This is a genomic window from Pseudomonas profundi, from assembly GCF_008638305.1.
GTDB classification, from domain to species: Bacteria; Pseudomonadota; Gammaproteobacteria; order Pseudomonadales; family Pseudomonadaceae; genus Halopseudomonas; species Halopseudomonas profundi.
The window spans coordinates 567,716-581,772 of sequence record NZ_VTPZ01000001.1 but is presented as its reverse complement, the minus strand read 5'-3'; the positions used below and the strand labels follow the sequence as shown (position 1 = coordinate 581,772).

At 58.6% G+C, this 14,057-nt stretch carries 12 protein-coding genes; 7 read left to right on the top strand and 5 right to left on the bottom strand.

Features of this window, described 5'->3' with window-relative positions; all coding sequences use genetic code 11:
• Positions 1-28: 28 nt before the first annotated feature.
• Genes FZE95_RS02590 through FZE95_RS02580 form a run of 3 tightly spaced genes read right to left on the bottom strand, consistent with a single transcriptional unit; the run spans position 29 to position 2,866 of the window.
• Positions 29-799: an enoyl-CoA hydratase gene (locus FZE95_RS02590; protein ID WP_150299235.1), complete on the bottom strand. Its 771-nt coding sequence runs from the start codon at positions 797-799 to the stop codon at positions 29-31.
• Between the two features lie 17 nt (positions 800-816).
• The gene (locus tag FZE95_RS02585; protein WP_150299234.1) at positions 817-1,743 is read right to left on the bottom strand and encodes a 2Fe-2S iron-sulfur cluster-binding protein; all 927 of its coding nucleotides are present in this window, start codon (positions 1,741-1,743) and stop codon (positions 817-819) included.
• Positions 1,736-2,866, bottom strand: coding sequence for a GGDEF domain-containing protein (locus FZE95_RS02580; RefSeq protein ID WP_150299233.1), 1,131 nt, complete (start codon positions 2,864-2,866; stop codon positions 1,736-1,738). Before FZE95_RS02580 ends, FZE95_RS02585 begins: the two co-directional genes overlap by 8 nt.
• Before the next feature lie 259 nt (positions 2,867-3,125).
• Here FZE95_RS02580 and FZE95_RS02575 point away from each other — a divergent pair, with 259 nt between their 5' ends.
• Positions 3,126-4,646, top strand: a complete 1,521-nt coding sequence (locus FZE95_RS02575) for a fumarate hydratase (RefSeq protein WP_150299232.1) — start codon at positions 3,126-3,128, stop codon at positions 4,644-4,646.
• A 909-nt stretch (positions 4,647-5,555) separates the two neighbouring features.
• Here FZE95_RS02575 and pyk read toward each other — a convergent pair.
• Positions 5,556-7,007, bottom strand: a complete 1,452-nt coding sequence (gene pyk / locus FZE95_RS02570; RefSeq protein ID WP_150299231.1) for a pyruvate kinase — start codon at positions 7,005-7,007, stop codon at positions 5,556-5,558.
• 264 nt (positions 7,008-7,271) lie between these two features.
• Between pyk and edd the strand changes: the two genes are divergently transcribed.
• Genes edd through FZE95_RS02555 form a run of 3 tightly spaced genes read left to right on the top strand, consistent with a single transcriptional unit; the run spans position 7,272 to position 10,463 of the window.
• Complete coding sequence (gene edd, locus FZE95_RS02565) at positions 7,272-9,107, top strand: phosphogluconate dehydratase (protein WP_150299230.1); 1,836 nt, start codon at positions 7,272-7,274, stop codon at positions 9,105-9,107.
• Positions 9,104-9,814 carry a 6-phosphogluconolactonase gene (gene pgl / locus FZE95_RS02560; protein WP_150299229.1) on the top strand — a complete coding sequence of 237 codons (711 nt, stop codon included), beginning with the start codon at positions 9,104-9,106 and terminating at the stop codon, positions 9,812-9,814. Before edd ends, pgl begins: the two co-directional genes overlap by 4 nt.
• Positions 9,815-9,824: 10 nt before the next feature.
• Entirely contained in the window at positions 9,825-10,463 is a 639-nt protein-coding gene (locus FZE95_RS02555) for a bifunctional 4-hydroxy-2-oxoglutarate aldolase/2-dehydro-3-deoxy-phosphogluconate aldolase (protein ID WP_150299228.1), read from the top strand.
• A 45-nt stretch (positions 10,464-10,508) separates the two neighbouring features.
• Here the strand turns inward: FZE95_RS02555 and FZE95_RS02550 are convergent, their stop codons facing one another.
• A complete protein-coding gene (locus FZE95_RS02550; RefSeq protein WP_150299227.1) occupies positions 10,509-11,447 on the bottom strand; it encodes a universal stress protein in 939 nt (312 codons plus the stop codon).
• Positions 11,448-11,655: 208 nt separating this feature from the next.
• On the opposite strand from FZE95_RS02550, the gene FZE95_RS02545 reads away from it, so the two are divergent.
• The 3 genes from FZE95_RS02545 (at position 11,656) to sbcB (ending at position 13,978) form a co-directional block, all read left to right on the top strand.
• The gene (locus tag FZE95_RS02545) at positions 11,656-12,081 is read left to right on the top strand and encodes a DUF4124 domain-containing protein (RefSeq protein ID WP_150299226.1); all 426 of its coding nucleotides are present in this window, start codon (positions 11,656-11,658) and stop codon (positions 12,079-12,081) included.
• Positions 12,081-12,461, top strand: a complete 381-nt coding sequence (locus FZE95_RS02540) for a PilZ domain-containing protein (protein ID WP_150299225.1) — start codon at positions 12,081-12,083, stop codon at positions 12,459-12,461. The genes FZE95_RS02545 and FZE95_RS02540 overlap by 1 nt, the downstream gene beginning before the upstream one ends.
• A 65-nt stretch (positions 12,462-12,526) precedes the next feature.
• Positions 12,527-13,978, top strand: a complete 1,452-nt coding sequence (gene sbcB / locus FZE95_RS02535) for an exodeoxyribonuclease I (RefSeq protein WP_150299224.1) — start codon at positions 12,527-12,529, stop codon at positions 13,976-13,978.
• Positions 13,979-14,057: the final 79 nt, after the last annotated feature.

Below are 14,057 nucleotides of genomic sequence, written 5' to 3'. Positions count from 1 at the left end.
GTCGTAGCGGGCTGCAGGGGATGCCAGACTAGGCGACCGGGTAGGTCGGCTTGCGCTTCTCGAGAAAGGCCGACAAGGCTTCCCGGGCTTCGGGCCCCTGGAGCAGGCTGGCGAAATGCTCGCCTTCCTTGTCCATGATTTCACAGGCAGTTTCCCTGATACCCTGCTTGAGCAGCTGTTTGGTCAGGCGCACTGATCCTGGCGGCAAATCGGCGATGCGCAGTGCGGCGGTGCGGGCTGCGTCCAGTACATCAGCACCGGTGCCAAACGCATAGTTAGCCAATCCCATATCAGCAGCACGCTGGCCAGTGATCGCCTGCCCGAGCAATAGCATTTCCGCAGCGCGCAGGTGCCCGATCAGGCGGGGAAGGAGAAAGCTCGAGGCCGCTTCAGGACAGAGCCCCAGATTAACGAAGGGCATCGTCAGCATCGCGTCGTCAGCAACGTATACCATATCGCAATGCAGCAGCATGGTCGTGCCAATGCCGACGGCGGGGCCGTTCACCGCAGCGATCAGGGGTTTATCCGCATTGCAGATGGTCTTGAGAAAGTCATATACCGGGCTGCCTTTGCCTCCCGGTGCTACGTTCACAAAGTCGCTGATGTCATTGCCACTGGTGAAGCATTCTTCGCTGCCCTGAATGATCACGGCGCGCAAGCTGCTGTCATCCTGTGCCTCGCGAATGGCCTCGGCCATACCGGCGTACATTTCACGACTGAGTGCGTTCTTTTTCTCGGGGCGGTTCATGGTGATGGTCAGTACCGCATCACTATGGTCGATGAGCAGCTGGTCAGTCACGTTGGCTCCTTGGCGTGTTATTGAGGGCGACTGTGAAAGGCTTCATCGAGCACTTGGCGGCCGGGCAAACCGGCAAAAAACAGCGGTTTACGTAGCTGCTCGACAAAACCTGGGTCGCCGCAGATTAGCGCCATGGTCCTGCGCGAGGCAATACGCAGCTGCCTGATGTCGTCGGCTACGCTGGCTCGACGCTGGAGTCTGATGGTCAATAAGGGGTGCCGGTCGGCAAGTTCTTCAAGGCGTTTGGCGATATAGCAGTCGCCTGTTGACCAGTGCCATAATTCGATTGGCGCTGCATGTCCCCGCTCCAGAGCATGCCGCAGAATCGCCTGAAGCGGTGCCAGCCCGGTGCCTGCAGCCAACAACAGAAGCGGTCGATCCTGCCAGTCTGCATCGTATTGCAATGTGCCCGTCGCGGCGCCGAGGAACAGCCTGTCGTCAACCTTGAGGTCTGCTGCGGCGCGGCTGAATGTACCCGAAGCATGCAGGCGGATATGAAACTCCAGCCAGGGTTCGCCCGGCAGGCTGGCAATCGAATAGGGCCGGCCGAGCTGAGAATTGAGCCACAGGGTAAGATGTTGCCCCGGCAGAAACCGCAAAGGTCGTTCAGGTGCGATGCGGAGTATCAGGACGTCATCAACCTGCACGACGGAGACGACGTCGGCGCCAAGGTCATCGCACGTCGGGTCGTGCAACCGCAGGTCCATATCGTGCACAACCGGACACTGGCAGCTAAGCAGCCAGCCAGCCTCGCGTTGTTCTGCTGTGAGCGTATGGCACGCTTCAGCCGGCGCCTGACCTGGTTGGGCCTGAATCAGACAGGTATGGCAATACCCGCCGCGACATGACCAGGGTACGGTCTGGCCTTCGGCAAGCAGCTTGTCGAGCAGGTTTTCGCCATGCCCGGCATGCAGGGTCAGGTTGCCCAGCCTTAGTTCAGGCATGAGCCGGGTCGAAGACTTCGCACCGGTTGCGGCCGGTATTTTTGGCGTGGTACAGCGCCTGGTCCGCCTCGCTTATACAGGCATCCAGCTCATCGCCGGGGTGTATCAGGGTCAAACCGGCCGATAGCGTGCAGAAGGTACCTTCAGGCAAGCAGGGGAACTCGGTTCGGGAAAAGGCATTACGGATGCGGTCCAGACAGTGCTGCAAACTGACCATGTCGCTGTTATTCAGAAGCAGAACGAACTCCTCGCCACCGAATCGGGCAACCAGATCACCGCCACGCAGGTTCTCCGCAGCTACCCGGGCAAATCCCAGGAGCACTTCATCGCCCGCAGCATGGCCATAGTTGTCATTGATGCGCTTGAAATGATCCAGGTCCACCAGAGCAATCCCCAGGGTTTTGCCCGGTCCCAGCAACTGGATGCGTCGCCGGGACTCGTCGATGAAGTGTCGCCGATTGGCCAGGCCGGTCAGGCTGTCAGTGGCGGCCAGGTCCTGAAGTTGACCCATCATCCCCTTCAGAGTTTCCTGATGGAGCCTTAGTGTACTGTGGCGATGTTGCAACTGCTCTTTGAGCTTACGAACGTATCCTGCGAATACACAAAGCCAGCCAAGGAAGCATGCGAGCGCCGCCCACTCGATCAACTGGAGTGTCAGATCGCGTTCGGATAGATGGAAATGGAATTCCACTCCAATCACTGCAGCGTAGCAACAGAGGGCGAAAATGGAATGCAGAAGATAGGCGCGTGGGCTCAGTTGGAAGATGCCGAATATCAGGCCCATCGGGTATAGCATGAGCATGCTGCCGCGCAAGTCGCCGAGAAAGATCATCAAGTAAGTCACCAGCACCGTGCCAGTGACTATCTGGATACCCGCCAGGCTCGGGTCCTTAAAGTGCTTGTTGAAACCGCTTCTTAGAAGGAACAAAAAGCAGGCCTGAATAGCAATGGCGACCACGAAATGGCTGACGAATGTCACGCTGTTACCGGTGTACTCACCGGAAAGCCAGGCGACGACAACCAGTACGTAAGCGATGAGATAGTTGGTCTGCGCCAGATAGAAGCGCTGTAGACGCAGCGCTTGGGCTTTGGCTTCTCTGTCTGCGGAATCCGTTCCGGTCACGGCAAGCCTGTCCTTTTTTATGTGATGGCCTATTGGCGCCAATTTAGCGCTCCAGGTTGGCTTTGCATAGCCTTTTGTCTCATTCCCGGGGCAACCATTACAAGACCTCTGCCGCGGGTGCGCTGCTCAGGTATACTGCGTGCCTCTTTTCAGGCAAGGGCCTTTCGCCCCCGCCGCCGCTTTGTCCGAGAATCTGGCAGTCCTGCCCTCTCCGTAGGTCAGCGCCGAGCCAGCAGCCAATAGAGGAGCCTGTCCGAGCATGGCCGTAATCAAGCAAGATGATCTGATTCAAAGCGTGGCTGACGCGCTGCAATATATCTCCTACTACCACCCCGTGGATTTCATCCAGGCCGTGCATGAGGCCTACTTGCGGGAGGAGTCCCCGGCCGCGCGTGATGCCATGGCCCAGATCCTGATCAACTCCCGTATGTGCGCTACAGGCCATCGTCCGATCTGTCAGGACACCGGCATCGTCACGGTCTTCGTCAAGATCGGCATGAATGTACGTTGGGACGGTGCCACCATGAGCCTCGATGACATGATCAACGAGGGCGTGCGTCAGGCCTACAATCTGCCCGAGAACGTGCTGCGTGCATCGATTCTGGCTGATCCCGCCGGCAAGCGCACCAACACCCGGGATAACACACCTGCGGTGATTCATTACCAGATGGTGCCCGGCGACACAGTTGAGTTCCACGTTGCGGCCAAGGGCGGCGGCTCGGAAAACAAGTCGAAGATGGTCATGCTCAACCCGTCCGATTCGATCGTCGACTGGGTAGTTAAAACCGTACCGACCATGGGCGCAGGCTGGTGTCCGCCGGGCATGCTCGGGATCGGTATTGGCGGTACCGCAGAAAAGGCTGCGGTAATGGCCAAGGAATCCCTGATGGATCCCATCGATATCCATGAGTTGCGTGCCCGCGGTCCGCAGAACCGGGTCGAAGAGCTGCGCCTGGAGATCATGGACAAGGTCAACGCACTGGGCATTGGTGCCCAGGGTCTCGGTGGTCTGACCACGGTTCTCGATATCAAGATCATGGATTATCCGACCCACGCAGCCAGTCTGCCGGTATGCATGATTCCGAACTGTGCAGCGACCCGTCACGCACACTTTGTGTTGGATGGCAGCGGTGCGGCCGAGCTGACGCCGCCTCCGATGGATGCGTATCCGGACATCACCTGGGAAGTCGGCACCGGCGTGCGCCGGGTCAATCTGGATACCCTGACGCCGGAAGACGTGCTGACCTGGAAAACCGGCGAGACTGTTCTGCTGTCCGGCAAGATGCTTACCGGCCGCGACGCTGCTCACAAGCGTATGGTCGAGATGCTCAATAACGGTGAACAGCTGCCGGTCGATCTGAAAGGGCGCTTCATCTATTACGTCGGACCGGTGGACCCTGTGCGTGAAGAAGTCGTCGGACCGGCCGGCCCGACTACCGCTACACGCATGGACAAGTTCACCCGTCAGATCCTGGAGCAGACTGGCTTGCTGGGCATGATCGGTAAATCCGAGCGTGGTCCGATTGCGATCGAGGCTATCAAGGATCACAAGGCGGTGTATCTGATGGCAGTCGGCGGCGCGGCTTATCTGGTTGCCCAGGCGATCAAGAAAGCCGAAGTCTTGGCCTTTCCGGAAATGGGCATGGAGGCGATCTACGAGTTCGAAGTCAAGGACATGCCGGTGACAGTAGCAGTCGATACCAACGGTGAGTCAGTACACATCACCGGTCCGGCGATCTGGCAGAAGAAGATCGCTGATAGCTTGGCGGTAGAGATCTAAGTTCCGGTTTGTTTGCTGTACTGAAAGCCCCGAGCGCGCCAGCGTCTCGGGGCTTTTTGTTTGGCTTGCTTGTCAGGGCATTAGCGGCCGGGTTATCAGAAGCGCGCGGCTCGCAGCAGCCATGTACTCAAATACGCACAGATCAGACGCAGCACAAGTCCATCCCCCTCTTTGAAAAAGGGGGGCTAGGGGGGATTTGTTTTTCGTTTCCAACTAGCGGATCAAGGAATGATTCCCCCGGCGGCGATTTGCCGGTGCAGGTCGCCCACCAGCTATCAGGCTTGCGCAAGACGCCGTGAACCCGTCCCTGGGGGCTTGACGAAAACATCCCTGTTTTCGACACTTGCGCCACCCTGACAGCCAGCGGGCTTGGTCGCGCATCGGTGTGATGGAGAGATTAAAACCGGGGCCGGCGTATCCTATCAGGCAACTCCAATATTTATGCGAAGCGAGGCGACAGGGCTGAGCCGACCGTCCGATGACAGGGATGTCATCGACGAGCTTACAGGGACGTATTTGCAGCGTGTCGGCGCAGCGCTGCCGCCTCGCGACAGCTGACTCCGGAAGCCAGCCCAACGAACTGCTTGAGATGGTTTTGCGAGCGAGTGGTTGCTACGGTCGACATGACCGGAGCCGGTCGCCCGCCGGCTGCCAGGCTTGCGCAAGACGCCGTGAACCCGTCCCTGGGGGCTTGACGAAAACATCCCTGTTTTCGACACTTGCGCCAACCTGACAGTCGGCGGACTCGATGAGCATCGGCGTGAGATAGAGATTTAAAACCGCTGTCGCCTCGCGGTAGCTGATCCCAATCGCATCCCAATGAACGCTGGTCAGCCAGTCAAATCGTCGCGTAGCGCAGTCGCGCTACGCTCCCAGGCTGGATTGGCTCGCGAATTCAGACCCGCTGCGTTACACCAATGATTCCCCAACATGCAGCAACTTCAACGAATTGGTCCCGCCCTCCGAGTTATAAACGTCGCCTTTGGTGAGAATCACCCAGTCGCCCTGTTGGACGTGTCCGAGGGACAGTAATTTGTCGACGGCGGCCTGGTTCACTTCGCGTGAATCCATGGATAGCGGGTTGAATTCGATGCTCTGCACGCCGCGGAACATGGCGACCTTGCCCAGCGTTTGGGCGTTAGGCGACAGCGCGAAGATCGGCAGATGCGAGCGGATACGCGACATGATCAGTGGTGTGTGGCCACTCTCGGTCAGGCTGATGATGGCGGTGACGCCAGGGAAGTGGTTGCCCGCATACATCGCAGCCAGCGCAATGGTCTCGTCACAGCGTTCGAAGCTCTGGTGCAGGCGGTGACTGGATGACTGGCTGGTGGGGTGCTTTTCGGCGCCGACGCATACCCTTGCCATAGCCTGAACGGCTTCGATCGGAAAGCTGCCGGCAGCGGACTCGGCGGAGAGCATCACGGCGTCGGTGTAGTCGAGGGCAGCGTTGGCTACGTCGGACACCTCTGCACGTGTCGGCAGCGGGCTGCTGATCATCGATTCCATCATCTGGGTCGCAGTGATCACCACCTTGTTCTGGCGGCGGGCGCGACTGATGATGGTTTTCTGAATGCCGACCAGTTCGGCATCGCCGATTTCTACACCCAGATCGCCGCGTGCAACCATCACGCCGTCACTGGCTTCGATCAAGCCATCCAATGCTGCTTCATCGGCTACCGCTTCGGCGCGCTCGATCTTGGCGATCAGCCAGGCAGAAGAGCCTGCCTCCTTCAGCAGGCGGCGCGCCAGATGCATATCGGCGGCGTCGCGTGGGAAGGATACCGCCACGTATTCCATTTCCAGTTCGGACGCGATGAGGATGTCGTTGCGGTCCTTGTCGGTCAGGGCTGCAGCCGATAAACCGCCCCCGCGTCGATTGATACCCTTGTGGTTGGAGAGCGGGCCGCCAGCGGTGACTGTACAGCGGACCTCGTCTGTCGTTACCTGGTCCACATGCAATACCACGCGACCATCATCCAGCAGTAGCTCATCGCCTGTGCGACAGTCTTCAACCAGCTGTGGGTAGTCAATGCCGACGACCTCGGACGTACCATCGTCCAGTGGATGCGAGGTGCTCAGGCGGAATTTATCGCCTATGGCGAGGTGGATCTTGCCATCGACGAAGCGCGCGATGCGGATTTTCGGGCCCTGCAGGTCGCCCATCAGCGCAACGTGCAGGCCTTTCTGGGCAGCCATCTCCCGTACCAGACGCGCTCGCTGGCGATGCTCATCTGCAGTGCCGTGGGAGAAGTTCATGCGTGCGACATTCATTCCCGCGTCAATTAACGCAGCGATGCACTCAGCTGTGCTACTGGCAGGACCCAGGGTTGCGACGATCTTGGTACGGCGAATACTCATGTTTGGTTTCCTATGAAGATATGGAGGCGCTTTATGGGCCGTTACCCGACAGGCAGTGTTGTAATCGGATTTGAGGAGTAAAGCATCATGATGTGGCATTCATGCGTTTCACCCCGGATGAATTATCACTGGCCCGCTGCCCGGAGGCTTACAATGGCGGTAAATTGGCGAACTAATCGAAGCTATAGTCTAGTCAGTGTGCGCGGTCCAGAGCGTTATAGAGCGCTATGATACTAAAGAAGCGCACTGCGAAGGGGAGGGCAGATGCACCCACGTGTTATCGAAGTGACCGAGCGCCTGCGCGAACGCAGCCGGCAATCGCGCCAGGGCTATCTGCAGCAGATGGCTGATGCAGCCGCATTGCCGCGCGGCCGGCGGCACCTGTCGTGTGGCAATCTGGCCCATGGTATGGCTGCCTGTTCCTCTTCCGACAAGGACCGGTTGCGGATGATGGACGAGGTCAATGTTGGCATCGTTACCGCCTATAACGACATGCTGTCGGCGCACCAGCCCTATGAGACCTATCCGTCATTGTTGCGTGAGGCATTGCGCGCCTTTGGTGCGACCGGTCAGGTTGCCGGCGGTGTGCCGGCGATGTGTGATGGCGTTACCCAGGGCGAGCCCGGGATGGAGCTGTCGCTGCACAGCCGGGATGTGATTGCCATGGCGACGACCGTCGCGCTGTCACACAACATGTTCGACGGCGGCTTGTGTCTGGGCATCTGCGACAAGATCGTTCCTGGTCTATTGATGGGGGCGCTGCGCTTTGGGCATTTGCCGATTCTGTTCGTTCCGGCCGGCCCTATGCCCTCCGGGCTGCCCAACAAGGAAAAGGCCGCGGTGCGTCAGCGCTACGCCGAAGGGCTGATCGGCCGGGAAGAGCTGCTGGAAGCCGAAACGCAGTCTTACCATTCGCCGGGCACCTGTACCTTTTACGGCACTGCCAATACCAATCAGATGTTGCTGGAAGCGATGGGGCTGCAATTGCCTGGCGCCTCCTTTGTTAATCCGGGCACGCCTTTGCGCGACGCGCTCACTGTGTATGCAGCAGAACAGGCCGCGCGCCTGGCGCGCAGCGGGGAAGGGGCGCTGGCTTCCATTGTTGACGAACGTGCGTTGATCAATGCTGTGGTGATGCTGCTGGCCACAGGCGGATCAACCAACCTGACCTTGCATCTGGTTGCGATCGGTCAGGCGGCGGGGCTCAAGCTTAATTGGGACGATATGGCCAGCTTGTCCGAAGTGGTGCCCGGGCTGGCAAAGATCTACCCGAATGGCCAGGCTGATATCAACCATTTCCAGGCTGCCGGTGGCACGGCTTTCCTGTTCAGCCAGCTGATCGGCGCGGGACTATTGCACACCGATGTGCAGACCGTGGCGGGACCGGGACTCGAACGTTATACCCAGGAGCCTGCGCTGCTCGACGGCAAACTGACCTGGCGGGCCGGACCAGCCGATAGTCTGGACCAGAGTATTCTGCGTGGCTGGCGCGAGCCGTTTTCCAGGGATGGAGGCCTGCGGTTGGTACAAGGGAGGCTTGGTCGCGGTGTTATCAAGGTCTCTGCGGTCGCCGAGGAGCATTGGTATGTGAGTGCGCCCTGTCGCATCTTCGAAAGCCAGGAAGCTTTTGTCGCCGCTTTTCAGGCCAATGAGCTCGAGCACGACCTTGTCGCTGTGTTGCGTTTTCAGGGTCCGGCGGCGAATGGTATGCCCGAGCTGCACAAGCTCACGCCCTATCTGGGCGTATTGCAGGATCGGGGCTTCAAGGTGGCGTTGGTGACTGACGGCCGCATGTCTGGTGCGTCGGGCAAGGTCCCCGCGGTTATTCATGTGTGTCCCGAAGCGCGCGACGGTGGCCCATTGGCTCTATTGCGCGACGGAGATCAGGTCACCCTTGACGCAGGCGCGGGCACGCTGGACGTTGTAGTAGATGAGGCTGTCTGGGCCGGCCGCCAACCCGTTAGTCAGGCCGAGCCGATTCGCCGCGGCTGGGGGCGGGAAATGTTTGCATTCATGCGCCATGCTGTCAGTTCGGCGGAGGAGGGCGGCAGCAGTTTCACCGCAAGCCTGCGTGAAGCGGACGAGGAGAGGAGTCTATGACACTGCAACAATTGGCACCGCAACGTGGCCTGGGTCTGGATGAAGCGCAGTCGATCGACGAGCATGCAGAGCGCTTGGCGACGCGTATCGCCACAGCTTTAAGCGAGGCAATCGAGCGCAACGGGCGGGCGGTGCTGGCATTATCCGGCGGGCGAAGCCCTGAACCGGTGCTGGCTTGCCTCAACCGGATGGAACTGGACTGGCAAAAAGTCATCATAACGCTCGCCGATGAGCGCTGGGTTCCGCAAGACCACCCGGACAGCAATGGCGGGATGGTTTGCCGCTGTCTGAAAGACGCAATGCAGTTGGCGCGCTGGGAGCCGATGTATCGCGGGCAAAGTCCGGAACAGGACGCCGCTGAGTTCGACACGCTCCTGCAGTCACTGTTGCCGCTTGATGTATTGGTTCTGGGTATGGGCACTGACGGACATACCGCCTCGCTGTTTCCCGGCATCGATGGCCTGGAGACGAGCGTGTCCGAGGAGGCTCCGGTATTCTGTCGCGCCATACCGGGCAACGAGGAGCGTCTGCCGCGGATTACCATGACGGGCAAGGCGTTGAACCAGGCAACGATTCGCCTGCTTCAAATCAACGGACCGCAGAAGCGTCAAGCACTGACCGAAGCCTTTTCCGCATCCCCCGCGGAGCGACCGATTGCGGCGTTTCTAGAACCGCCTATGGACATTTATTACAGCCCCGAGGGCTGACAGGACATTTATGAGCCTTGCCGAGAATACTCGCGAAGTGGATCGCCTATTTGCCTCCGTGCGAGTGTTGCCTGTATTGAGCATCCGCAGGGAAGTTGACATTCTCCCGCTCGCTGACGCCTTGCTGGCGGGGGGGATCACCACGCTGGAAATCACCCTGCGTACTGCGCATGGGTTAGCTGCCATTGCGATTCTGCAACGTGAGCGGCCTGAATTGTGTGTAGGGGCAGGGACAGTGCTGGATGGCCGGCAGTTTCAGTCCGCTCTGGATGCTGGCGCGAGGTTCATCGTTACACCGGGCTGTACTGATGAGTTACTGACACTGGGGCTCGACAGTCCGGTTCCTCTGCTGCCAGGCATAGCCACTGCGTCAGAGTTGATGATGGGTTATCGGCTTGGCTATCGGCGCTTCAAGCTGTTTCCGGCTGAGGTGTGTGGGGGGGGCGCTGCCTTGCGGTCGTTTTCCGGCCCATTCCCCGGCGTGCGGTTTTGCCCCACAGGTGGCATCACTCAGGCAAAAGTTGCCGACTATATCGATCTGGATAATGTCATGGCGGTGGGCGGCAGCTGGATGGCGCCTCGTGAAGCCGTCGAGGCGGGCGACTGGTCGACTATCAGCGAGCTCAGCCGCCAGTCGCTCGTGGGTTAAGCGTGCCTGCCGCCTTTTTGCGGCAGCGATACAATCAGCAGGTGATCAGGACGCAGGTTTGCTGGGATCGACAAACTCGTCAGGTTTAACTACCAGCACATCACAGGGCACCTCATCGAGCAGGCGTTCGGCGGTGTGTCCGATCAAGGCAGCATCCAGACGCGAGCGTGATACCGCGCCCATCACCAGCAGATTGATTGTCTGCTTTTCGATGAACTCGGGAATCGCTTCCTCCGGATACCCTTGCAGCAATTGCCTATGTGTCGCCGGGATGCTGGCTGTATCCGCGAGCTTGCTGAACGCAGCCTGATGCCGTTCCCGGACCTCGCCGGCATAGGCGTCATAGTCGCCGATGATGCTCGCATCGAATACCAGAGTGCGGGGCAGAGGATTGAAGCAGTGGGCGATATACATCTGCGCGCGCATCGCTTTGGCCAGACTGTCCGAATTGGCGATCAACTTGTAGTCCAGGGCGGCGGGCTTATCTGCTTCATGCAATGGATCGACGCTGGCGCAAATCGAGCCGATCAACGTGTCGGCCTGTTTGACCAGCCACAAGGGCGCCTCGCAGTGGCGGATCAGTTGCCAGTCGGTATTGGTCAGCAGGAGCTTCTTGATCGGGTTGTGGTGGTGGGTGGTCTTGATGACCAGATCCGCATCGGATTGCTGGACCGCCTGCAGGATGTTGCGATCAAGCCGCTTGCCCCATACTGCGCGGGTGTCCACGCGGGACGTTTTTTCACGTAGCGGCTTGGCGAGCTTGTCGAGAAACACCTCGTGTTGCTTGAGTAACGAGGCGCGCGCCTTTTCCAGCCCTGGCGTGGCAAACAGCAGGCCGCCGTCCAGTGCCGAGTTGTAGTCACAGAGGAACAGCGTAAAGGTGGCGTCGGGATAAAAACCCGCCAGCTGTTCGGCGCGGCGCAGAGAAGGCTGGTCTGATTCGCTGGTCGGATCAATCACCACCAGCACATTACGGAATTCCATCAATATTGCCTCCTGATTCGGGGAAGTGTGATTGAGTGTAAGACAAGATGGGGCTTTTGGAAGTGACCTGCATCAAGATGGGCGGTCGGTCGTTGAGCTACTAAAAATAATAGAATGCACCCGACCATCGCTTCCTTAATGCTTGGCCAGCGCGAACTGCTGCATTATTCTCGAACATTCAGGATGTTAGCGGACCAGGACGGACCACATGCTTAGATGGGTAATAATGGTTTTACTGGCTTGGCTGCCACTGCCAGGGATGGCCGAGATATACCGATGGGTTGATGCCGAAGGGCGTGTACAGTTCGGCGAGCGGCCAGCGGCGAATGCCGAGCTCCTGGATATTCGACCGCAGGTAATCGAGCGAGATGAGCAGGTCCTGCAGAGAGAAAAAAATATCCAGAAAATCATCGATGTACGCGCCGAGGAACGTGAAGTTGAAACGGCCCGTTCCGTGGCGCGGCGTAAACAAGCTAAGGCACAATGTGATGGCATGCGTCGCCATCTGGCCAAGTTTGAAGGTCGAAGACTCTGGTATGAAGAAGATGCTGATGGCAAAAAGGTGGAGGTCCACCCGAGTCGCATCAAGGCACGCAAACACGAACTCGAAACCCTGTTACAGGAGCGCTGTTAATGCCGTCTCTGCCTCTGTCCGGCAGCATGGGTACGCCCGGATTTATTGAGCAGCGTCACATCGCCCGCCATCAGCTGGCAGCGTATCTTTGCGTCTACAACGCCCGCACGGACAAGCCGATGGGGCAGATCGGCAACGTTTCAGGTAATGGACTGATGCTGATCAGCGTATTGCCGGTGATGGTCGACGAGATATACGAGATGCGTTTGAAGCTTCCAGCCGGTGAGGGTGGTCTGGACATCATCGACTTCAAGGCGTTGAGCCATTGGTGTCGATCGGATGTGTCTCCTGGCTATTTCGATACGGGTTTCAGTATTGTATCGAGCTCGCATTCCATCAGCGAACTTGCCCATCTTCTGGAGCGATTCTTCACCTTTTGATAGTGCGCTGATGCCTGCCCACTCCGCTTCGGTTAACCTGCATTATTTGAGCGGCGGGAAGTGACATGGGCAAGAGCATCTTCTGGTACGATTTCGAATCGACAGGTATTGATCCACGCAGGGATCGGCCATTGCAAGTTGCGGGTATTCGCACCGACGAGAACCTTGAGGAAATTGGCGAACCCCTCTGTATCGATTGTCGGCTGTCAGACGATACGCTCCCCCATCCGATGGCCTGCCTGGTAACCGGTATCGGCCCCGCGCGCGCTACAGCCGGGCTCGCGGAAGCTGAATTCATCGAGCAATTGCATCGCCAGATGGCCGAGCCGGGTACTTGTACCGCTGGTTACAACAGTCTGCGGTTCGATGACGAGATGACGCGCTTTACGCTGTATCGCAATTTCTACGATCCCTATGCGCGGGAATGGCAGGGCGGTAACAGTCGCTGGGACCTGCTTGATGCACTGCGCACAGCTCAGGCGCTACGGCCCGAGGGAATTGTATGGCCCGAGCAGGATGGCCTTCCCAGTCTGCGACTCGAACTGCTGACCCGAGCCAACGGCATTGACCACGGCCAGGCGCATGATGCACTGGCGGACGTGCGCGCTACTATCGCCATGGCGCGCTTGCTCCGGCAAGCCCAGCCACGTTTATACCAGTACCTCTATGATTTGCGTAGCAAACATAAAGTTTGCGAATTAATCGACTTGCAACGTGTGCGCCCGCTCGTGCATGTATCGGGACGCTTCGGTCGGGAGCGTAGCGGGTTGGCAGTCGTCCTGCCCCTTGCCTGGCACCCGGTCAATCGCAATGCGTTGATTGTGTATGACCTGGCGGCTGACCCCGATCTGCTGATTGATCTGGACGCAGAAACGCTCCGTGAATTGATGTATACCCGCACAGCCGATCTGACTGAAGGCCAGCAGCGACCAGGCCTGAAGTTGGTGCATATCAATAAATGCCCGGTATTGGCTGATATCAAAGTACTTCGCGAAGAAGATATCCAACGCCTGTCACTGAATATGACAGAGTTTCGTTATCGCGCAGAGACTTTGGCAGCGTGGCGGGCAGACGGTCAGAAGAAGTTACACAGCCTGTTTAACGATCAAGGAAGGATCGATAATGCTGGCCATGATGACTGCGAATTGCAGTTATACGGCGGCTTTATGAGTGACGCCGACCGGGCTCAGCTGGACATGATCCGCCAGGCGGGTGGAGAACAACTTGACGCTGCGCTATGGCCGTTGGGGGATCAACGGCTGGTAGATATGCTGCCGCGTTACCGTGCGCGGAATTTTCCGCAAAGTCTGAGCGAGGCTGCTCACAAGGACTGGTCTGGATTCTGTAAGGGTCGGCTTGAAGGCATTATCCCCGGGGCCTCAATAACACTGCCCGAGTTTTTGCGTACCATCGATGAGCTGCTCCCTACCCAGACGGGAACACAAAAGGCTCTGCTACTGGCCTGGCAAGAGTACGCTAAAGCCTTGGGCGCGCGGCTGCGGGTCAGTACGGTGTAATATCGATTCGACGTCGATGTTCAGTATCAAGCGGAAATAAAAAACCCGCCGGGAGTGGCGGGTTTTGCGGACGCCTGGC